This is a genomic window from Chelatococcus sp. KU-N122, from assembly GCF_055391085.1.
Genome location: NZ_AP043981.1, coordinates 1,931,637 through 1,951,777, shown reverse-complemented (window position 1 = coordinate 1,951,777; position 20,141 = coordinate 1,931,637). Strand labels below are relative to the sequence as shown.

Here is a 20,141-nt window from a genome sequence, read left to right as displayed (position 1 = left end):
GATCCTTCGGACGCATGTCGCGGACCGTCGTACCGCCGGCATAGGACGAGAAGATCTCCGGATGGCGCGAAACCTGCTGGATGTCCGCATGGCGGAAGACGGCCCAGTATCCCGTGCCGCCGGCGAACTTGGCCGTGGCGAGCTCCTCCATCCAGACGACGGGTGCCTCGCGTCGGAAGGTCGCCAGCACGTCATAGGGGATGCCGTCGCTGTAGAGCTCGAAATCGCCGAGATCGATCTTGGGTGTCATCACCGCCCCCCGAAACGCTTCCTGAGATCAACTTTCAGCAGTTTCCCGGTGGCATTGCGCGGCAGCTCGTCGACGAGCTCAAGCCGCCGGGGCAGCTTGTACCTGGCCAGCGAGGTGTCGCAATAGGCGCGCAGACCATCGAGATCGATCGCCTGTCCGGGTTTCAGCTGGACGATGGCCGCGACCGTCTCACCCCATTTTTCGTCCGGCAGGCCGATCACCGCGACGTCGGCGATCGCCGGATGCTTGAACAAGACGCTTTCCACTTCAGCGGGGTAGACGTTCTCGCCGCCGCTGATGATCATGTCCTTTATGCGATCGCAAATGTAGATGAAGCCGCCATCGTCCAGATAGGCGACGTCACCCGTCCTGAACCAGCCGTCGGCCGAGAATGCATCTGCGGTGGCCTCGGGAAGGTTCCAATACCCCGGGGTTACGTTCGGTCCTCTGACCTGAACTTCGCCGCGCACCCCAGCCTCGGTTTCGACGCGGCCATCGGGATTGACGATGCGGACCTCCGTGAAGATCGGCGAACGCCCGGACGATCCGATCCTGGACGATGCATATTCCGGCGCCAGAAAGGTCACCATGGGCGCCGTCTCGGTCAGACCGTATCCCTGTTGTACGGCGATGCCACGCTTTTCGTAGATCTGCAGCAAGGGCAGCGGGCAAGGCGCGCCGCCACAGATGAGCATCCGCATCGACGAGATGTCGGCGCGTCCGAATTGCGACGTCTGGGCCATGAACTGGAACATGGCGGGCACACCGAACATCGTCGTGACTTTGTGCTTTTCGATCATGTCGAGCGCCAGCGACGGATCGAAATTGCGCATCAGGGCGACTTCGCCGCCCTTTTGCAGCGTCACGAGCGTAATGACGTTCAGGCCTCCGATATGGAAGAGTGGCGCCGCGGCGAGCGTAACGTCATTCTGCAGGACATCGAAGTTGTTGATCGCGTTGACATTGTTCCACCAGAGATTGCCGTGGGTCAGGATCGCGCCCTTCGGCTTGCCGGTCGTCCCGGAGGTGTACATGATGATCGCAGGCTCATCAGGATCCGCCTTGACGGGCTCTGCGAGCGGCCGATCGGGCTTTTCATAACGCGTCCAGCCTGCAGCCGGCTCCACGCTGGCAAAGCATTCAACCGTCTGCAGTTGATCACGGATGGATTCGATCAGTGGCCTGTGTGTCTCGTCGACGATGAGCGTATGGACGCCCGCATCGTTGATGACGTAGGCCATTTCGGCCTCCGACAGCCTGAAATTCAGCGGCAGAAAGATCGCGCCGAGGCGAGCCGCCGCAAACATCGAAATGAAGTTCATCGGCTGGTTGAGGCCAAGAAAGGCGACACGGCTCGAGCGGGTGACACCCTGCTTGCCAAGCCATTCGGCATAGTGATCCACTTCACTCAGCAATTCGCCGAATGTCCAGATCTTGCCCTCGAAAGACAAGGCACGTCGCTCGGGCGTGCGGATCGCGCGTTGTGCAAACCAATTCCCAAGCCCGATATCAGGTGCCACAATCGTTCCTCCCAACTCGTTGCATGCCGAATCGCCTCTGCCCGGCAATTTTCTGATCCTATCGGTAATCCGGGCGGATCAGCCGTCGCATCGTCGCTTCCGACGACCGACGATCGGCGCAACATGGATTGCTCTGCCGGCGGATCGCCGAGCTCGTCGGAAGCGACGATTACGCAAAGATCAGGCGCGCTAGAGTCACGATAAGATTAAGATGCGCAGTCTGCTCGACACGAGCCCGTCGAGGCGCGAACCAAGGGCGAGGACGATTTGACATGACTGCATCGGGAATGCCGACGGAACTGCGCGCAGCGTCGCTGGACAAGGAAGCGGCAATGCTCCTGCGCGCGATCACGCCGTTAGCCCGTTCGCCCATCAGCCATCAGACGGTCGACCTCTTCCGGTGGCAGTGGCACGTAATTGCAACGACCTGGGGGAGGCGTGCTCCAGTCAGATCGGTCGTGGACCATTTGATTGACGGTCCGGCCGGCAAGATCGTGATGCGGGTCTACACGCCGGTCGCCAGCAAAGAGCTGAAGCCCGCCTTTCTGTGGTGCCATGGCGGCGCGTTCGTTCTCGGCGATCTCGATTGCAATGACTCCATCTGCCGAGGCATTGCGCGCGCGTCGGGTGCGATCGTGGTTTCGGTTCGTTACCGGCTTGCCCCCGAACATGACCTTTATGCCGGCAGAGAGGATTTTCTTGCCGCGCTCAAATGGGTAGCTGAGCGCGGAGCGGAGCTCGGCATCGATCCGAAGCGGCTGTCGATCGGCGGCGACAGCGCCGGCGGAAATATCGCGGCGGCCGTCGCCCAGAAGTGCCGGCGGGAGGGTGGGCCCGATCTCAAGATGCAGGTCCTCGTCTATCCAGCGACGAATCTGCCGGCGAATTTCCCGTCCAAGGAGGAAAACGCGGCGGGCTATTTCCTGACGTCCAAATTCATCGACTCGGTGAGGCCACTGATTGCCGACGGCCAGGATCTGACCGACCCCTGGCTCTCACCGGCCTGTTCGAAGGATTTGAGCGGCCTGCCGCCGGCGCTCATCGTCACCTGCGGCTATGATCCCGTGCGCGACGATGGCCTCACCTACATGCGTCGAATGCGCGAAGCCGGCGTACCCGTGGAACTGCTCCACTATGCGGGCCAATTCCACGGCTTCCTCAATTTCGATTCGATCATCGGCGCGGCACGGGATGCATTGCAGCGCATCGGCCGGGGAATTGCCGGCGTCATGGCCGGTTCGCCGGCACAGAACTGCACGATCGAGATCAACGACGAGGAGACACTCCTGACCTCGACTCCGCTCAGTCTCCCCGCCGATGTGCTGACGGGCTGGCTGATGGCCGGAAGGTCGATGCGCCAGGTCAGCAGTACCGTCGCGCGCCATATTTCGACGCCTGGAGCAGCGATGGCCGCGCACCTGCTCAGCCCCTGGTGGATGCCGCTGGCCAGCGCGCGCAGGTCCCTGAACGACCATCTGCACGTCCAATCGGCCCGGCGGACTTATCCCGACGCCGCCGCTAACGCCTAGAGCGCTTCGCGATTGGGTGGAATCACCCAATCGCAGAGAAGCACTCTAGATTCAAAAGGGTTCTGAGCATTTCCCTGCAATTGGATGATCTCATCCAATTGCGAAATGCTCTAGAGCGGGATGATTTATATTCGAATCATTATCCCGCTCTAAGTCTTTGTTTTGAGTATGATCTTGTCCAAAAACCGGTGTCCGCTTTTTGGGATCATGCTCTGGGCTCGAACGAGGAAGGCCGCCATGTCAACGAAGTCACCTTTTGACCCGTTCGAGGCGTGGCGAGACTTCGTCACCAAGTTCGAGAACGAGGCGAACTCGTTTGCCAATTCCAACATGGAGTCTGCCGAATTCAGTCGCGTCTTCGGCCAGTTTTCACAGATTTCGGCCCAACTGCGACAGGTCCACGAAAAGGCGCTGGACGCCTATTTCAAGGCACTAAGGTTGCCGAGCCGTACCGACATCGCAGCACTTGAAGAGCGCCTTCAACGACTGGAAGACAAGATCGACCTGTTGCTGCCCATGCATCTGCGCGAACCGGCCGAAGCCCGGCCGTCGCGCACGCGCAAACCACCATCCGACGACGGCGTTGCGAGCGGGGAAGGGAAGGCACGGTCATGACGGAGCAGGCTACAGCCGACGCTTCAATCGCCGACCGTTTCCGGACGGAGATCGACCGCGCGATCCAGCGCAACCTCAAGGGCTTCGGCTATCTGGGCTCGCAAGGCCCGGCCGTCGGCGTCACGCCGAAGACCCTGCTGCAAAGGCGCGGGACGCTGAGTCTTTATCACTACAAGGCGCTGTCCGACGACGTCTACAGAGTCCCTATGCTGCTCGTCATGGCGACATCGAACAAGGCCTATGTGTTCGATCTGGCTCCCGGACAGAGCCTGATCGAATTCCTGCTCAAGCGGGGACACGATGTCTATGTCATGGATTGGAATCCGCCGAGTGGCGAAGAGCGATATCTGAAGATCGAGAACTATGTGCTTGACTTCATTCCGGATTGCATCCAGCGGGTTCGGGAGCATTCCGGCGAACCCGAGGTTTCACTCGTCGGTTACTGCATGGGCGGGCTTCTCTCGACCATGTACGCCGCGCTCCACCCGAATGGGCCGCTCAAGAACCTGGTGTGCTTCACCACGCCGATCGATTTCAGGGAGATGACACTTTATCGCTCATGGACCGACGCCCGCCATTTCGACGTCGACCGCCTCGTGGACACGGTCGGCATCATTCAGCCCGATGTGGTGGCGACGGGGTTCGATATGCTGCGCCCCGCCGGCCGCATCGTCGCTCAGGTTCGGCTCTGGGACAATATGTGGAACGACCAATACGTCGAAGCCTATCGGCGGATGGAGCGCTGGAGCGCCGAGACGCTGCCGCTGGCAGGCGGTTACTTCGGGCAATTCGTCAAGGAGTTCCTGCAAAAGAACGCGCTCTATGAAGGCACGCTGACGCTTGGCGGCAAGCCGGTGCGGCTCGAAGACATCAAGGCGCCCCTGCTGCATGTGCTTGCCCAGCACGACCATATCGTTCCGCCGACCTGCGGTCGGCCATTGGTGGCGCGGGTCGGTTCGCAGGACAAGGAAGAGGTCACGCTGCCAGGGGGCCATGTCAGCCTCGTCGCGGGCGCGAATGCAGTCAAACGCATGTGGCCGAAACTGGATCGGTGGCTCGGAGAAAGATCGACATGAAACAGCAAGCGCGCCTCTATCCGCGAACGGTAAGTTGTGGCGACGCCAAGGTCGAGCTGAGCGCCATGTCGCCGTCGGACGCCGAAGACCTGAAGGCATTCGTCGACGCCCTGCCCGAACACGATCTCCTGTTCCTGGAGAGTGACATCACCCATCCCAAGGTGATCGCCGCCTGGTTCGAAGCGCTCGAAGACGGCCGCGTCAAAAGCTTGGCGGCACGATCCGAAGGGGTTTTCGTCGGATGCACGGCCATCGTCATATCCAACCGGGCATGGTCGCGCCACGTCGGCGAATTGCGGGTTCTCGTCGGGCAGCATTTACGTGGCAAGGGCATCGGCAGGATCCTGATACAGGAGTGTTTCGCGCAGGCGCTTGCGCTCGGGCTGGAAAAACTGATCGTGCAGATGACCATCGATCAAGTTGCGGCCATCGCGAGCTTCGAAAGCCTCGGCTTCCGCGCCGAAGCGCTGCTGCGCAACCACGTCAAGGACCGCGCCGGCCGCCCCCATGACCTCGCGATCCTCAGTCACGATGTTGCTAAGGTGCAGTCGACCATGGAGGCTTTGGGCATCGCCGACGCGCTGACGGGATGACCCGCCGGGGGCTTTCAGTCGTCGCGGATCGCGTCGTGTGTGGCTCGAGCCAGGACGGCCGACCCCTTTCAAGGGCCTGACGGGCGCGATCAGCAGCCGCAGGAGATCCAGCCCGCGCGTGCGGCCTGCCCCGGAGGACCCCGGACGGCCCGTCCGCGCTTCGACGGCAGAAGCGCCCGATCGTAGCCTGAGCCGCAAGCATGCAAAGCGCGAATCCAAATATTTGATAAGCCGGCTGATGCGGCGACGGCGACCGTGCGCATCGCGGTGCCAATGATCATATTCTGATACTCAATGTCATCATAATTTTATACACAAAATTTATCTGTAATTGAAATTGTTCCCCCACCTTCGCTCTGGAACTGGCGAATGACGGATCGATTCTACACGCTGAACTGAGATCCACAGTTAGTCGGCAGCCTTTCCAGAGCCGCTCCGGCGTTCGCCGCGCGTGCAGATCCGCCCCTGTCGCGCCTCCCGCGCTCCCTTCTTCGGCATCCGAGGAGAGACTGGTGAAGCGCCTGATCGAAATGGACCTCGACTGCACCTGTGCGGAGGCGGCGTCTTGGAACGATGGACGGCGTCGCCGGGCTGACCGGATCGGCGTAACGCGAACTGCGATCGAAGGCTTCGGCAAGACCCCGCAGGCGGCGGACGAGATCCCAGACTGCCGGCAGAGAAGGTAAACCCTGCATGTCATCAAACATATCCGTCAGAACGCCGAGCGACACCCCCATGTCGATCCTGCAATTGAAGGAAAGGGTGGACGTTTTCAGCCGTGACTTCACGGACATGGATGCACATTCAGTTATTTCGTCGGTTCATGAGCTGTGCACGGCGATCGAGCATAGCATTCAGTTTCACGATCGCGAGGTCATCAGCGACGTATTGCAGCCGGCCTGGCGCCTGCACGCCCATTCCCCGTTCATACACCGTCTCCAAACCTGGCCGCGAGGCTATCAGGGCGACTTCGAGACGATCGAGTGGCTGTCCTGCGCCACACCTCGTCTTCAGGCGTCGACTCCGGCCTACTGGCTGGAATGGTATGCGCTGAATGCCCCGATTGCTCAGCAACACCGCAACAAGCTCATCTGGCAGCGGTCCATCATCGAGCGGGCCGCGCGGCGCGGCGGACGCATTCTCAATGTCGGCTGCGGAGGCTGCGCCGATCTGTCGGACAGCCCGCCGTTCATCGATGAATGTGACTTCATCATCATCGACATGGATCAGGATGCGCTGGAGCTTTCCTCCAGACGCCTCAGGGGCGCCCGCTCCTTGAGAGTTATCAAGAGGGACATCCTGCGGGGCATACGCGATGCGATGAGCCACGGTCCGTTCGATGCGATCGTCTGCGGCGGGCTGTTCGATTATCTGTCCGACAGCACCATCAGCAAGCTGTTGAATCAGTTCGACCAGGTCCTGGATCACGATGGATGCATCGCCTTTACCAACATCTCCGACCACAATCCTTATCGGATATGGATGGAGAATCTGGCGAACTGGACCCTTCTGCACCGATCGGAAGCGGACATCGTACGCATCGCCTCGGACGCGCAGCTCGATCTGGATAGGCTGACGATCAACAAGGAGACGTCCGGGACGACGTTCCTCTGCAAGTACGAGACGTAAGCCCATCGCCCAGCTCACCACGTTCGGATCGCCCAAGCCGAGGAAGGACAGACCGGTGGAGACGATCACCGGCGTCCACGCGTTAGGCAGGATCTCGCGTCGCCGGCGCCCAGCGCGATGCTGGCGCGCACGACCTCCCGCTCGCGCAGGCTCACGAACTCGCTGCGCACCGGCCGCGCCACGCCCGGTTGAGCTGCGCACCTCGCCCCGCTGGCGGGGAGAGGTCGGATCGCGCGCAGCACGGTCCGGCTGAGGGGGCGTTCAGGAGAAGGCTCGACGCGTTCATGCCTCGCGGCGACGCCCCCTCACCCTACCCTCCCCGCAAGCGGGGAGAGGGGCGCCCGGCGGCTCCGGCAGCGCCAAAGCTGTACCGCGCCATCCCGCTCGGGCGGACTGCTCGAACCAGACTTGGGCGAAGTTGTTCAGGCTGTGGTCGAACGTGTCGGCGAAATCCTCCCTTGTCGCGGGAATGACGAAATCATAGAGAAGATTGCCATCGTTCGACATCAAATAAAATTTCGAACCGTCAGCCGTCACGATATCGCATTGGCTATACATACGTATTATTCTGTATATCCGCTGCCGTATGAATCTCATATATAAGAAATCATCTCGCCAACGGAAAATACATTATCTTCTGATCCGTCGATCACAGTCTCGCTGCTCCTTACATAATTTGGCAAAATTCGGAAAATCCTACCAGCCGGCCCGACGCTGCCTCCTGAAACCCATCATCCGATCCATGAAGAAGCGGCGATGAATGTCATGACGCATAGCGCGGCCAATCTGGGCGCGAAAGAGTAGCCGCGCGTTTTCCAGCGCGGGCAGCGGCCCACGATCGGAGCGCCCGCCGGCGTGCTCTGGACGTGCGCCGATGTTTTTAGAGGCGCCTGAATTTTTTGTTCGCAAATCCGTGTTATCGTGGCCTCCATGTCTTAGTGCGCCTTTGCACAATCTCGGTCAGCTCGATCAAGCCGGGATACCCCAAAGCGCTCGACGCCAAATCTCGCCCATGGCGAGCGTCCACTCGTGATCGCAGCGGTGGGCGGGCGGCGGGTTGGCTGGCGAGCATCGTGATCGCGGCTGCAACCGCATGCAGAGGATGTAAGAATGGCATTGTTTCTTGTGAGCTACGATTTTCATAAGACAGCCCATGAGCCGGTGCGCAGGCGTCTCGACGGCTGGGGCGCAGTTCGTCTGCTCGAGTCTCTCTGGCTCGTCACGCTCAATAATTCAGCCGTCGAGATCCGCAATGCGATGAAGGATGTCGTCGACGAGTCCGGCTCAATTGCTGTCGTCGAATTGAAAGCTGGCTCAGACTGGGCCGGCCGTCGAATAAATCCGGACGGGACGAGTTGGCTTCGCCGGAACTTGGACAGATCTCCGCGGATCATCGAATATCCAGGCAGCTGACATCCAGCTGAGATTCACGGGCCCCGCCCGGCCCTACCCGAATAGCCGAGGTCGCGAAAATGGATGTCGTCGTAACTCGATCCGACGTCGATGGGAGGTGGGATCTCTCGGATCTGCTGGACCGGCCACTGGGCTACATCGATCGGATTGCTGAAACCGAGTACGTCATTCACTCGTTCGACCGAGCGTATGAACGCATGGCAGACATGGGCCGAGGACCATTCAGGTCGCTCGATGCCGCATTGCTGCAGATCGAGACTCATACCCGCTGCGCCTGCCGTCGCGGGCCGGGCGAAGACCAAGTCTAAAGCTGGACACTGGCATACGGACTTTTGGCCCACGCCGGAGCATGTCGCAATCGGATGTGATCACTCGATTGCGGAGGGAAGCTCCAAATCTCTGAATCCGGAGCGCTCGTAAAAACCCGTGCGGTGGGAGAGGCGCCGCACGCTTTCCGGAAAAGCTGATAGGGTGGAAGCGCTTGAGCAATGTAGACGCGCCCATCGAGGCACCACGTCGACGACGTAACTCCGGTTACAATTCCACGGTATGCGCCCCATATGAGGGTATGACTATGCCAAGGACATTTTCTCGCGCGCCGGTTTCGCTTGTTCTACGCGTCGAGGGTGGTTTCCAATATCAGCTTTGGCGCGCCAGCGCGCGAATCCCCGGCTGGGCTGGCCCGATCGTCGCAACCGAGCATGAGGCGCGGACCGCCGGCGAGATTGCCCTCCTCGCACTGAAGAATGATCCGAAGCAGGAGATTCCCACGCCGGCGAGATGACGCAGGGGCGTCTTCCTAAGGGGCCGCGATGCCCGGCGAGGTGCGGCCCTTCGACGACCAACCGTGTGTGGTGCAGCCAGGGATGGCAGATGAAGGATTTCGTCCTGTATCAGAGATACCGTGCCACGTACGCGCCGAAGCGCACGGATGACCTGAAGCCGGGCGCCGCTGCGTTCATCGGCAAGACCGGCGTGTTCGACGCCATCTGGCGCATTTCCAAGAATGACGGCGGCCCTCATGTCGGACTGTGGGCCATGGGAGTTCCGAAGGAATGGAGTGACGCCACGCCCAAGGCGGCGAACTGGCGCGACGGCTGGTTCTGGGTGCCCGCCTGCGATATCGACGGCGCACAAGAGATTTATGGCGACATCGAAGGCCTCAGCTGACCTGGACGCCCGGCAACTTGTATGAAGTCCGGCGCGAGCCGGAACAGATGTCGGCGGTCAGCGCCAAGTCGCCGGCCTCCCGGCCGCCCGCATCATCATCGGCTGCGTCGCAGCCGCGGGTTCAGCGTGGCGTGCAGCGCGTCGCTGATGAGGTTCAGGGCCAGGATGGTCGCCACGATGGCGAGGCCGGGAATGGCCGTCATGTACCAGCCGGTGCGCAGGGCGTCGCGGCCGAGGCCCACCATCGAGCCCCAGCTCACCACGTTCGGATCGCCCAGGCCGAGGAACGACAAGCCGGCCTCGGACAGGATGGCGTTGGCCACCAGAAGGCCGGTGGAGACGATCACCGGCGTCCACGCGTTGGGCAGGATCTCGCGAAGGATGAGATGGGCGTCGCCGGCGCCCAGCGCGATGCTGGCTCGCACGAACTCCCGCTCGCGCAGGCTCACGAACTCGCTCCGCACCAGCCGCGCCACGCTGGTCCAGGCGGTGACGCCCAGCGCGAAGACGATGGTGCCGACCGTCGGCTTCAGGATCGCGACCAGGATGATGGCGAGCAGGAAGGCCGGCACGGTCTGGAACAGCTCGGTGACGCGCGTCAGCACGGCGTCCACCCAGCCGCCGTAAAAGCCCGCCGCAGCGCCCACCGCGATGCCGATCACCAGCGAGATCAGGGCCGAGGAGCCGCCCACCAGCAGCGAGACGCGCGCGCCGTGCACGAGGCCCGACAGCAGGTCGCGGCCCATCAGATCCGTGCCGAGCGGCGTGGCGAGGTCGGCGCCGGGCCAGGTGTAGGGCGTCCCGACCATGTCCAGCGGATCGTCCGGGTAGAGCGTCCCGGCGAGCAGCGCGGCAGCGGCCACGGCGAGCAGGATGGCGCCGCCGAGCAGGATCGACGGCTGCAGGTACCAGCGTCTCATGCAAGACCCCCTTGGGCGGCGGCGCTGGCCTTGGGCCGGCGGACCCGCGGATCCAGCCACGCCTGCGCCAGATCGACCAACAGGTTGGACAGCACCACCAGGACCGCGCTGAAAAGCAGCACCGCCAGCAGCACGGGGATGTCGCGGCTTTTGATCGCCTCGAAGGACAGCTGCCCGAGCCCCGGCCACGCGAACACCGTCTCCACCACGATCGAGCCGCCCAGCAGCGCGCTGCTCTGGACGCCGAGCATGGTCAGCACCGGCAGCACCGCATTGCGCAGGGCGTGGCCGAAGATCACGCGCCCCTCGCGCGCGCCCTTGGCGCCGGCGGTGCGGATGTAGTCCTCGGCCAGGGTCTCGATCATCGAGGCGCGGGCGAGCCTGGCGTAGACCGCCACGTAGTAGATCGACAGCGTGAGCACCGGCAGCACCAGGTGGCCCAGCACGTCGAGGGCCGCGCGCAGGCCGGCGTAGCCGGCGCTCACGTCGCGGATGCCGCCGATCGGCAGCCATTCGAGCTGCACGCCGAACAGCACGATCAGCATCAGCGCGGTCCAGAATAGGGGGGCGGAGTAGCCGAGCGTGGCGAGGCCCGAGATCAGGGTGTCGGCCAGGCCGTGCGGCTTGCGCGCCGAGGCGATGCCGAGCAGCAGCCCGATGCCGACCGAAAGCGCCAGCGCTGCGCCGACGAGCCCCAACGTCGCCGGCAACCGGTCCAGCACGAGGCCGAGCACCGGCTCGCCGTAGCGGAAGGAGAAGCCGAGGTCGCCCTGGGCCAGCCGTCCCACATAGGCCACGAGTTGCTCCAGCACGTGCCGGTCAAGGCCGTAGAGCTGGCGCAGCTCGGCCACGTATTGGGGCGTGACGCTGCCGCTCTCGCTGGCGATCACGTCCACGAGGTCACCGGGCAGCGCCTTCAGCAGGGCGAAGTTCAGCACGGCAATGGCCAGCACGATGCCCACCAATTGCAACAGGCGGCGCAGCAACAGCAGCAGCATGTGGGGTCCTCCAGAACGGGGGCGGCGGTCCAGCTGCGTACCTCGCCCCGCTTGCGGGGAGAGGTCGCCTTGCGCGCCAGCGCAAGGCGGGTGAGGGGGGCTCCCGAAGAAGGCTCAAGCCCGGTCACGGCACGGGGCCAAGCCCCCTCACCCCTCCCTCTCCCCACAAGTGGGGCGAGGGGGCGCGGCGGCTCTGTCTGCGCGAAGCCGTCAAAACCAGCAGCGGCCCTTGCCGCGGTGCGATGTGTGCATACGATAGCCGCGAGCGGGGAGAGGGGCGCCCGATGGCTCCGGCAACGCCAAAGCCGCACCGCGCCATCCCGCTCACGCGGACTGCTCGAACCAGACCTGGGCGAAGTTGTTCTGGCTGTGGTCGAAGGTGTCGGTCACGTTGCGCAGCCGCTTGTCCCAGACACCGAACCAGCGGAACTCAAGGATGTTGAGCAGCGCCAGATCCGTCTGCGCCAGCTTCTGGAACTCGCGGTAGATGGCGACGCGCTTGGACAGATCGGTCTCGGTCTGCGCCGCCTCCAGCAGCCTGTCGGCCTCGGGGCTGGCGTAGCCGGACGCGTTGAACCAGGGCGTGCCCTTGGCCTCCGCCTTCGACCAGTAGTGCTGCTCCACGCCGATCTGCGGGTCCTGCCAGTTGATGCCCCAGGAGCTGACGAGATCGAAGTCGTAGTCCGTGAACACGTTCTTGGTCCACGCGGCGAGGTCGAGGCCGCGCAGCGTCACGTCGATGCCCACCGCCCGCAGGTTCTGGCGCACGAACTCGCCGGTGCGGCGGTAGTCGTCGCCGAAGGGAATGAAGTCGTGGTTGAGCTTGAAGCGCCAGCCGTCGGCCTGCTTGGGGAAGCCGGCCTCGTCCAGCAGCGCCTCGGCCTTCTTGCGGTCGAAGGGGTATTGCGGCGTGTCGGGCGTGTAGAAGGTCTTGAGTAGCGACGACACCGGCCCGGTGGCCGGCACCGCGTAGCCGCCCCACACGGTCTTGACCAGTTGGTCCCGGTTGATGGCGTGCAGGATGGCTTGGCGGACCTTGACGTTGCCGAGGATGGGGTGGCGCAGGTTGGGGATCAGCCACAGCCAGCCGGCGAAGCCGTTGTAGCCGTCCTTGCTGACCACCAGCTTGTCCGATTTGGCGAGCCGGTCGGCGTCGGCGAAGGTCACCGGGTTGCGCTCGCCATAGCGGACCACGCCGGTCTCCAGCGCGTTGGCGCGGCCGGACACGTCCGGGATGATCTTCCAGACGATGCCGTCCAGGAACGGGCGCCCGGGCTGCCAGTACTTGTCGAAACGCTCCAGGCGGATGTGGCTGCCGCGCGCCCATTCCTTGAACACGAACGGGCCGGTGCCGACCGGGTTGTTGTTGTGGGGGTTGTTGCGGATGTCCGTGCCCTCGTAGAGGTGCCGGGGCAGCACGGGCGCCGCCACCACGTCCAGCGCGTTGATGATGACCGGCGTGGCCTTGGCCAGCGTCAGGATCACGGTGTGCGCGTCGGGCGCCTCGGCCTTGGTCAGGTGCTGGAAGATGCGCTTGGCCGTCGGCGCATAGCCTTTCCAGATGACCTCCGCCGAGAACTTGACGTCCGCCGACGTGAACGGGGTGCCGTCGTGCCAGAAGACGCCCTTGCGCAGGTTCAGCGTCCAGGTCAGGCCGTCGCTCGACGTCTGCCAGCTCTCCGCCAGCTGCGGCCGCGGCTTGAGGTCCGGGCCGTAGTCCAGCAGGCCGTCGAAGATCTTGCTGGTGACCGTCCGGCCCGGCGTGGAGGTGTTGATGAAGAAGGCGAGCGTCGGCGGCTCGGGATGCACCACCGCCTCCAGCGTGCCGCCGGCCCGGGCGCCCTCCACGGTGTTGGGCAGGGCGTCGGTGACGGCCTGGGCGTCGGTGGCGAACAGCGGGCCCAGCACGCCGCCGGCCAGCAGCGCTCCGCCCCATCCGAGCAACTGCCTGCGGTCGATCGCCTCCGGCGCTGCGTCGTCCGCCTGCGGGTCTCTTGTCTGCGGGTCTCGTGCGTGCGTCATCTGCGGTCCTCGAGGGTTTGGAACGGGGGTTCGCGGCTCAGGCATGCGCCGACAACCGGACGTCGGCGGCCTGCGGACGGCCCGGGACCGCGGCCAGGAGCGTGCGCGTGTAGGGATGCCGGGGCGCCTGCCAGACGCTGTCGACCGTGCCGGATTCGACGATCTGCCCGGCGTTCATGACCAGCACCCGGTCGGCGATGTAGCGGACCACGGCGAGGTCGTGCGAAATGAACAGGTAGGACAGCCCGTAGGCGCTCTTCAGGTCGACCAGCAGGTTCAGGATCTGGGCCTGCACCGAGACGTCGAGCGCCGACACCGGCTCGTCGCAGATGACGAGCTCGGGCCGCAGCACGAGCGCGCGGGCGATGCCGATGCGCTGGCGCTGGCCGCCGGAGAACTCGTGCGGGTAGCGGCGGCGGGCGGCCGCGGGCAGGCCGACGTCGTCGAGGATGGCGCCGATGCGACGCTCCCGCTCGAGCCGGTCCTTGACGCCGTGGATGGCCAGCGCATGGCCGAGGATGTCGTCGACCCGCTGGCGCGGGTTGAGCGAGCTGTACGGGTCCTGGAAGATCATCTGCACCCGCTTGCGCCAGGGCAGCAGCGCACGCCGCGACAGCGGCAGCAGATCCTCGCCGTCGAACAGCACGCGCCCGGCTTCGGCCTGCGTCAGGCGGACGATGGCACGCGACAGGCTGGACTTGCCGCAACCGGACTCGCCGACGAGCCCCACGGTCTCGCCCCGCTGGACGGAGAAGGACACGCCCCTGACCGCCTGAACCACCGTGCCCGTGGAGGGGTAGCTGATGCGCAGGTCCTCGACTTGCAGCAGGGCGCGGCGGGGGCCGGCCGGATCCGGGCGCGCGGGCAGCGCTGTCCGCGCGGGCGGGCGCACCAGCTCGAAGGAGCCGTCGCCTTGGGCGCGTATCTCCGCCAGCCGCGTGGTGCGGTAGTGGACGCCCTGGCGGCCATGCAGCGACGCATCCAGCAGGCCCCGGGTGTACGTGCTGCGCGGTTTCGCGAACACGTCCCGGGTCGGGCCCTCTTCGAGCTTTCGCCCCGCGTGCATGACCGCGATCCGGTCGGCCCATTGCGCGACCACGCCCAGGTCGTGGGTGATGAGCAGGACCGCCATGCCGAGCTCGCGACGCAGATCGTCGATGAGCTGGAGGATCTGCGCCTGCACGGTGACGTCGAGCGCCGTGGTCGGCTCGTCGGCGATCAGGAGGCGGGGCCGGCAGGCCACCGCCATGGCGATCATCACGCGCTGGCGCTGCCCGCCGGACAACTGATGCGGATAGTCGTCGAAGCGGCGCGCGGGATCGGGCAGCCGCACCAGGTCGAGCAGCTCCAGGGCTTTGGCCCGTGCCTGGCGGGCGGGCTGCCGCGTGTGCAGGGTGATGGCCTCGACCACCTGCTGCCCGATGGACAGCACGGGGTTCAGCGACGTCATCGGCTCCTGGAAGATCATGGAGATGGCGTTGCCGCGGATGTCGGCGAGCGCGCGCTCCTTGAGCGCAAGCAGATTGCGGCCCTCGAGCTCGATGGCGCCGGAGATGCGTGCCTGGGCCGAGAGCAGCCGCAGGATGGCCAGGGCCGTCGTGGACTTGCCGCAGCCGGATTCGCCGACCAGGGCCAGCGTCTCGCCCGCGCGGATCTCCAGGTCGAGCGCCTGCACGGCGGCGTGGCCGGCGAAGCGGACATCGAGCGCCCGTATGTTCAGCAACGGCGTTGCGCGCTGCGAGGGCGCGGCCCGGGCCGGCCAGCCGGCCGGCTCAGAGCGCTGCGACATGGAGCGGCTCGATCGCGCGGAAACGCGTGGACAGGGCCCGCGCAGCAGGGGCGAACCTCGCGCCGCCGCGCCGACGACCGAGGATGCCGCTCAGCGGAACAGGCCCATCATCCATCGACGGGCGAGGCAGCCTCGGGCCCGCGCACCGCAGCGGCCCGCCGGCACGTGCCAACGGCCAGCCTGTCCGCGAACGCCCGCGTCCGCCCAATGTTCTGCCATGGCGCAATAGACAACAACCTGCATCAAACGATTATAAGCCGTGAACTATTTTTTGGTGCGGCATCAAAGTCAATATCTCTTCGGAAATGGAAAGAAATTTCTGGATTTCTTCGAAAAATAATACTGATATTCTAAATTATCGTCCTGAAGAGAATTTTCAGTTTGTCTGCTCCATCCGCCAGTTGCGAGGTCGGACTGTTCCACCAGCCAGGGAGACCATCCGGAAGATTGCCACGCGCGCGGGGGTGATCCAGAGCCGCAGACCGGCGGCCATCGGCGTTCGCAGTTCGGCCGGTGCGAGGAGCGGGCCGCCGGCAGCGGTGGTTGTGTCGCGGCAATGCGGCGGTTGTCCTCTCAACGTCGGGCTCGCGTTCGAATCATCGTTCCCACGTTCAGCCCATGAGCATGCACGGCCTCGTCTGAACGCGAGCCCGGCGCCGACACCCCTCGTCAAAAAAGCGCACCCTTGTAGGTTCCCACCCGACATCCCGTCGGTCGTGGGGCTGCTAACGTCCGGGCTTGAGCGTCTTGCCGGACCATCGTCGGTCGCTGCGGTCCGCCATGGAGCGGCAGCGGTCACGCGGCGGTGGGATGCCTTCGCCGCGCGGGGCGGATGCCGCTTTCGGCTCGCTCGTCCTGGAGCACGCATGGGCGCCGACGGATCGTCGCCACGCATCCAACGAGGAAAAAGGCAATGATCAACCGCACGTATGCTTATCAATTGAATAGCGAAGGGGTCGTCATCGATATACACATGCCGTCAGGCGGATACACTCTCACGGACTTTCCCGCGGGGAATGATACAAGTGAAGACAACCTAAATGTACTCGGAGATGTCGCTGACGATGATTTTGACAACGGATTCGATTATATTAATAATGACCCGTTGACATTCTATATTCCTCAGAAATACTTTATCGGGCTTGATGCAAGCGACAATACCGGCATTGCCGCTACCGGCGAGGGTGGATTAGTATTATTCTCGAACGCGGTCTATGAAGTCGGCGATACGATCACAATTGTCATGTCGTCCCCCGGCGAAGAAGGGGCAAACCAGTACGATCTGATCTTCGACCAGCCCATCAACGCCGTCTGCTATCTCGCCGGGACGCGGATCCTGACGTCGGGAGGAGAATGTGCGGTCGAAGACTTGGGCAGGGGGATTCCCGTCGCCGTCCCGGCCGATGCCGGCGTGGCGTACAGGCCGGTGCGCTGGGTCTGGCGCCAGACCGTGATGACCCTCTTCGCCGATCCGCAGCGGGCCTATCCCGTCGTGATCAGGGCGGGCGCACTCGGCGAGGCTCTGCCCGCACGGGACCTGAAGCTCTCTCCCGACCACGCGATCCAGATCGATGGCGTCCTGGTGACGGCCGGCGCGCTCGTCAACGGCACCACGATCACCCGCATGACCGCAGCCGAGCTGCCGGCCAGCTTCACCTACTACCATGTCGAGCTCGACGGACATGCGCTGGTGCTGGCCGAGGGCGTGGCGGCGGAAAGCTTCGTCGACAACGTCACCCGCCGGCGGTTCGACAATTGGGCTGAGTACGAGGCGCTGTTCGGCGATCAGAATGCCCCCATCGCCGAGCTGGAGCTGCCGCGGGTCAAGTCGGCCCGGCAGCTGCCGCGCATCGTCCGGGAGCGGCTGGCGGCCAGGGCCGAGGCGCTCGGCTACGTGGCCGACGCGGCCGCGTAGCGCAGCGGCTCTGTCGGAGCCAGCCGTCAAGACTGGTGCAACACGACTGGTGCGACACGACCGAGGTGCCCGATCGAGGCGCTTGCGCCATTGCCCTCAGCCGGTCTCGTCGATCGTGGCGCCCATGAGCAGGACGCGCATGGCCTTGGCCGTCAGCGCCATCGGCAGCGCGGTCCGCGATGCAGCACGCTCGAGCGCCAGCCCGTGCGACAGGGCGATCAGCGACACCGCCAGTTCGGCCGGCGTCAACCGTCCCGTCCGCCCGAAGCGGGCGAGCGCGGTTTCGATCAGGCGGCTGAGCTCGGACCGATAGTCGGCGTAGGTGCGGGCGAAGGCATCGTCGGGCGCGGCGGCGCGCGAGGCGCGCAGCTGAAACTCGGCGATCAGCAGGCACCAGTCGGGGTCGCCGTCCAGCTCCCGGTAGCGCCCCACCAGCCCGTCGACGAGGCCCTCGAAGCTGTCGCTGGCGGCCAGGATCATCTCGAAGTCCCGCAGGTCCCTGTCCAGGTGCCGCTTGAACAGCGCAAACAGGATCTCGTCCTTGTCGGCGAAATTCGAATAGAACGCGCCCCGCGAAAAACCGGCGTTCTCTGCGATCTGGTCGACGGAGGCCTTGTCGAAGCCCAACTCGGCAAAGCAGCTCGCCGCCGACTGCATGAGCAGCTTGCGGGTCCGCACCTGGCTCTCCTCCCGGCTCAGTCGCTTCGCCTTCTCCACCCTGTCCCTCCAACTCCTCCAGGCCGAGATCCTGCAGGCCAGAACCGCGCTTGACAGCCTAGCACGTATGAATTCAAATACATTATCGTATCTGAATGGTGATATGTATGCGATGTTGGGAACTGCGATCGTTCGGTCCTGACGGACTGGCGATCGGTGAGCGGCCGGAGCCCGTCCCGGGCCCGCGCGAGGTCCTCGTCGAGATCGACGCCGTCACGCTGAACTACCGGGATCTGGCGATCGCCCGCGGCGTCTATGCGCCATCGCAGCCGCTGCCGCTGATCCCGGCGTCCGACGCGGTGGGCCGCATCGTCGCCGTGGGCGCCGCCGTCGATCGTTGGCGGATCGGCGATCGGGTGATCGGCTGCTACATGCAGAGCTGGGATCGTGGGCCCAGCGAGCGCGCGGACCGCGCCCACACGCTCGGCTCGCCCCTCGACGGCGTGCTGTGCGAGCGGCGCGTCTTCCCGGCCGACTTCGTCGTGCGCGCGCCCGAGCGGCTGACGGATGTGGAGTGCGCAACGCTCCCCATCGCCGCGCTCACCGCATGGTGCGCGCTCTTCGAGCTGGCGGCGGCCAGGCCCGGCGAAGCGGTCCTGGTGCAGGGCTCGGGAGGCGTGTCGACCTTTGCCGCCCAGCTCGGCCTGGCCGCCGGTCTGAAGGTGGTCGCGGTGTCGCGGTCCGCCGCCAAGGCTGCCGCGCTGCGCGCGCTCGGAGTGGACACGGTGATCTCCTCGGAAACGCCGGACTGGGGCAAAGCCGTCCTCGCCGCGACGGCCGGCCGCGGCGTGGATGTGGTCGTCGACGTCGGCGGCGAGACGACCCTTCCCGAGTCCATCGCCGCCAGCGGCCAGAACGGGCGCATCGTCGCGACCGGCTTCCTGGGCGGCCTGTCCGCCAGGATCGAGCTCGGCCCGATCATCACCAAGAACCTCATGATCCGCGGCATCACGGTGGGGTCGCGGGCGAGCTTCGAGGCGATGCTCGCCTTCATCGAGGCCGCCACCTTCCGGCCGGTCATCGACAGCGTCCACCCCTTCGACGCGGTCCCCGCGGCCTACCAGCGCCTCGCCAGCGGCGACCAGCACGGCAAAATAGGCATCAACATCAAGGAGAAGCGGCTATGAGGCTCACCGCATGGTGGGAGAACGGCGCCTTTGTCGCCGTCAACGGCGAGCGCATCTTCACCCGGATCGACGGCGCCGGCGAGCGGACGGTCGTCTTCCTCCACGGCTTCCCGACGTCGTCGCACGATTGGTCGGCCGTGATCGAACGGCTGCGCTCCCGCTATCGCTGCGTGACTTTCGACTACCTGGGCTACGGCGCGTCGGCGAAGCCTGAGGATGCCGACTACTCCGCGCTCCTCCAGACCGACCGCGCCCTGGCGACCCTCGGCGCGCTCGGCATCACGGAGGCGCACGTCGTGGGCCACGACCTCGGCGGCATCCTGCTGCAGGAGATGCTCCATCGCCAGCTGGAAGGCCGCCTCGCCTTCACCCTGCGGCAGGCCATCTTCATGAACTCGTCGGTGTTCCCGGCGCTCTATCGCCCGACGCCGGCGCAGCTGGCGCTGATCGATCCCGTGCAAGGGCCGGCGCTGGCCCGGTCGCTGACGCGGGAGAGCATTGCCGCCAGCCTGACGTCGCTGTTTCCGTCACGGCGGCTGGCGGAGGCGGAGGTCGACGACATGTGGGACGCTATCAGGCGCGACGACGGCCAGCTGCTATGGCCGAAGCACCTCGTCTACATGGGCGAGCGCGCACGGCTCGCCGGCCCATGGGAGGCGGCGCTGGCCCGGACGAGCGTCCCGCTCGGCTTCCTCTACGGCCTCGCCGACGCGATTTCCGGCGCAGCCATCGTCGAACGCGCGGCCGCCGTGCTGCCGCATGCCGCCACGGCAGGGCTTCCCGACCTCGGCCATTACCCGCAGGTGGAACGGCCGGACGACGTCGCCGACGCCCTCGTCAAGCTTCTGGGCTGACGTC

The 20,141-nt window shown here is 64.9% G+C and carries 19 protein-coding genes and 1 pseudogene; 11 read left to right on the top strand and 9 right to left on the bottom strand.

The window, feature by feature from the left end:
- Positions 1 to 249: 249 nt before the first annotated feature.
- A complete protein-coding gene (locus tag ACZ5PO_RS08690; protein ID WP_464192330.1) occupies positions 250 to 1,770 on the bottom strand; it encodes an acyl-CoA synthetase in 1,521 nt (506 codons plus the stop codon).
- A 272-nt stretch (positions 1,771 to 2,042) separates the two neighbouring features.
- Here ACZ5PO_RS08690 and ACZ5PO_RS08685 point away from each other — a divergent pair, with 272 nt between their 5' ends.
- The 6 genes from ACZ5PO_RS08685 to ACZ5PO_RS08660 all read left to right on the top strand — a co-directional run bounded on the left by ACZ5PO_RS08685 (position 2,043) and on the right by ACZ5PO_RS08660 (position 7,212).
- On the top strand, positions 2,043 to 3,299 hold the full coding sequence (locus ACZ5PO_RS08685) for an alpha/beta hydrolase (RefSeq protein ID WP_464192328.1): 1,257 nt from the start codon (positions 2,043 to 2,045) through the stop codon (positions 3,297 to 3,299).
- Positions 3,300 to 3,536: 237 nt separating this feature from the next.
- Complete coding sequence (locus tag ACZ5PO_RS08680) at positions 3,537 to 3,914, top strand: poly(R)-hydroxyalkanoic acid synthase subunit PhaE (RefSeq protein ID WP_464192325.1); 378 nt, start codon at positions 3,537 to 3,539, stop codon at positions 3,912 to 3,914.
- The gene (locus ACZ5PO_RS08675) at positions 3,911 to 4,990 is read left to right on the top strand and encodes a PHA/PHB synthase family protein (protein WP_464192323.1); all 1,080 of its coding nucleotides are present in this window, start codon (positions 3,911 to 3,913) and stop codon (positions 4,988 to 4,990) included. Before ACZ5PO_RS08680 ends, ACZ5PO_RS08675 begins: the two co-directional genes overlap by 4 nt.
- The gene (locus ACZ5PO_RS08670) at positions 4,987 to 5,583 is read left to right on the top strand and encodes an N-acetyltransferase family protein (protein ID WP_464192321.1); all 597 of its coding nucleotides are present in this window, start codon (positions 4,987 to 4,989) and stop codon (positions 5,581 to 5,583) included. The genes ACZ5PO_RS08675 and ACZ5PO_RS08670 overlap by 4 nt, the downstream gene beginning before the upstream one ends.
- Before the next feature lie 512 nt (positions 5,584 to 6,095).
- On the top strand, positions 6,096 to 6,269 hold the full coding sequence (locus tag ACZ5PO_RS08665; RefSeq protein ID WP_464192319.1) for a hypothetical protein: 174 nt from the start codon (positions 6,096 to 6,098) through the stop codon (positions 6,267 to 6,269).
- Between the two features lie 49 nt (positions 6,270 to 6,318).
- Positions 6,319 to 7,212: a class I SAM-dependent methyltransferase gene (locus tag ACZ5PO_RS08660; protein WP_464192316.1), complete on the top strand. Its 894-nt coding sequence runs from the start codon at positions 6,319 to 6,321 to the stop codon at positions 7,210 to 7,212.
- A gap of 9 nt (positions 7,213 to 7,221) precedes the next feature.
- Here the strand turns inward: ACZ5PO_RS08660 and ACZ5PO_RS08655 are convergent.
- Together ACZ5PO_RS08655 and ACZ5PO_RS08650 are read right to left on the bottom strand one after the other, a co-directional pair.
- Positions 7,222 to 7,400 (bottom strand): annotated as a pseudogene (locus ACZ5PO_RS08655) (ABC transporter permease); the annotation flags it as partial.
- 94 nt (positions 7,401 to 7,494) lie between these two features.
- Positions 7,495 to 7,770 carry a hypothetical protein gene (locus ACZ5PO_RS08650; RefSeq protein WP_464192314.1) on the bottom strand — a complete coding sequence of 92 codons (276 nt, stop codon included), beginning with the start codon at positions 7,768 to 7,770 and terminating at the stop codon, positions 7,495 to 7,497.
- Between the two features lie 552 nt (positions 7,771 to 8,322).
- Here ACZ5PO_RS08650 and ACZ5PO_RS08645 point away from each other — a divergent pair.
- Complete coding sequence (locus ACZ5PO_RS08645; protein WP_464192312.1) at positions 8,323 to 8,625, top strand: SinR; 303 nt, start codon at positions 8,323 to 8,325, stop codon at positions 8,623 to 8,625.
- 14 nt (positions 8,626 to 8,639) lie between these two features.
- Here the strand turns inward: ACZ5PO_RS08645 and ACZ5PO_RS08640 are convergent, their stop codons facing one another.
- The gene (locus tag ACZ5PO_RS08640) at positions 8,640 to 8,888 is read right to left on the bottom strand and encodes a hypothetical protein (protein ID WP_464192310.1); all 249 of its coding nucleotides are present in this window, start codon (positions 8,886 to 8,888) and stop codon (positions 8,640 to 8,642) included.
- A gap of 610 nt (positions 8,889 to 9,498) precedes the next feature.
- Between ACZ5PO_RS08640 and ACZ5PO_RS08635 the strand changes: the two genes are divergently transcribed.
- Positions 9,499 to 9,795, top strand: coding sequence for a hypothetical protein (locus ACZ5PO_RS08635; RefSeq protein ID WP_464192308.1), 297 nt, complete (start codon positions 9,499 to 9,501; stop codon positions 9,793 to 9,795).
- Positions 9,796 to 9,890: 95 nt separating this feature from the next.
- Here ACZ5PO_RS08635 and ACZ5PO_RS08630 read toward each other — a convergent pair whose 3' ends face one another.
- The 4 genes from ACZ5PO_RS08630 to ACZ5PO_RS08615 form a co-directional block, all read right to left on the bottom strand.
- Entirely contained in the window at positions 9,891 to 10,715 is an 825-nt protein-coding gene (locus tag ACZ5PO_RS08630; protein ID WP_464192305.1) for an ABC transporter permease, read from the bottom strand.
- Positions 10,712 to 11,713 (bottom strand): ABC transporter permease, encoded by a 1,002-nt coding sequence (locus ACZ5PO_RS08625; RefSeq protein WP_464192303.1) that lies wholly within the window; start codon positions 11,711 to 11,713, stop codon positions 10,712 to 10,714. Before ACZ5PO_RS08625 ends, ACZ5PO_RS08630 begins: the two co-directional genes overlap by 4 nt.
- 324 nt (positions 11,714 to 12,037) lie before the next feature.
- Complete coding sequence (locus tag ACZ5PO_RS08620) at positions 12,038 to 13,735, bottom strand: ABC transporter substrate-binding protein (protein WP_464192301.1); 1,698 nt, start codon at positions 13,733 to 13,735, stop codon at positions 12,038 to 12,040.
- 37 nt (positions 13,736 to 13,772) lie between these two features.
- The gene (locus ACZ5PO_RS08615; RefSeq protein WP_464192299.1) at positions 13,773 to 15,524 is read right to left on the bottom strand and encodes an ABC transporter ATP-binding protein; all 1,752 of its coding nucleotides are present in this window, start codon (positions 15,522 to 15,524) and stop codon (positions 13,773 to 13,775) included.
- A 913-nt stretch (positions 15,525 to 16,437) separates the two neighbouring features.
- Here ACZ5PO_RS08615 and ACZ5PO_RS08610 point away from each other — a divergent pair.
- A complete protein-coding gene (locus ACZ5PO_RS08610) occupies positions 16,438 to 17,439 on the top strand; it encodes a Hint domain-containing protein (protein ID WP_464192297.1) in 1,002 nt (333 codons plus the stop codon).
- Positions 17,440 to 17,535: 96 nt separating this feature from the next.
- On the opposite strand, the gene ACZ5PO_RS08605 is transcribed toward ACZ5PO_RS08610, so the two are convergent.
- A complete protein-coding gene (locus ACZ5PO_RS08605; RefSeq protein ID WP_464192295.1) occupies positions 17,536 to 18,156 on the bottom strand; it encodes a TetR/AcrR family transcriptional regulator in 621 nt (206 codons plus the stop codon).
- A 107-nt stretch (positions 18,157 to 18,263) separates the two neighbouring features.
- Here ACZ5PO_RS08605 and ACZ5PO_RS08600 point away from each other — a divergent pair, with 107 nt between their 5' ends.
- Both ACZ5PO_RS08600 and ACZ5PO_RS08595 read left to right on the top strand, forming a co-directional pair.
- Positions 18,264 to 19,283, top strand: coding sequence for a zinc-dependent alcohol dehydrogenase family protein (locus ACZ5PO_RS08600; protein WP_464192293.1), 1,020 nt, complete (start codon positions 18,264 to 18,266; stop codon positions 19,281 to 19,283).
- A complete protein-coding gene (locus tag ACZ5PO_RS08595; RefSeq protein ID WP_464192291.1) occupies positions 19,280 to 20,137 on the top strand; it encodes an alpha/beta fold hydrolase in 858 nt (285 codons plus the stop codon). The genes ACZ5PO_RS08600 and ACZ5PO_RS08595 overlap by 4 nt, the downstream gene beginning before the upstream one ends.
- The last annotated feature ends 4 nt before the right edge of the window (positions 20,138 to 20,141 follow it).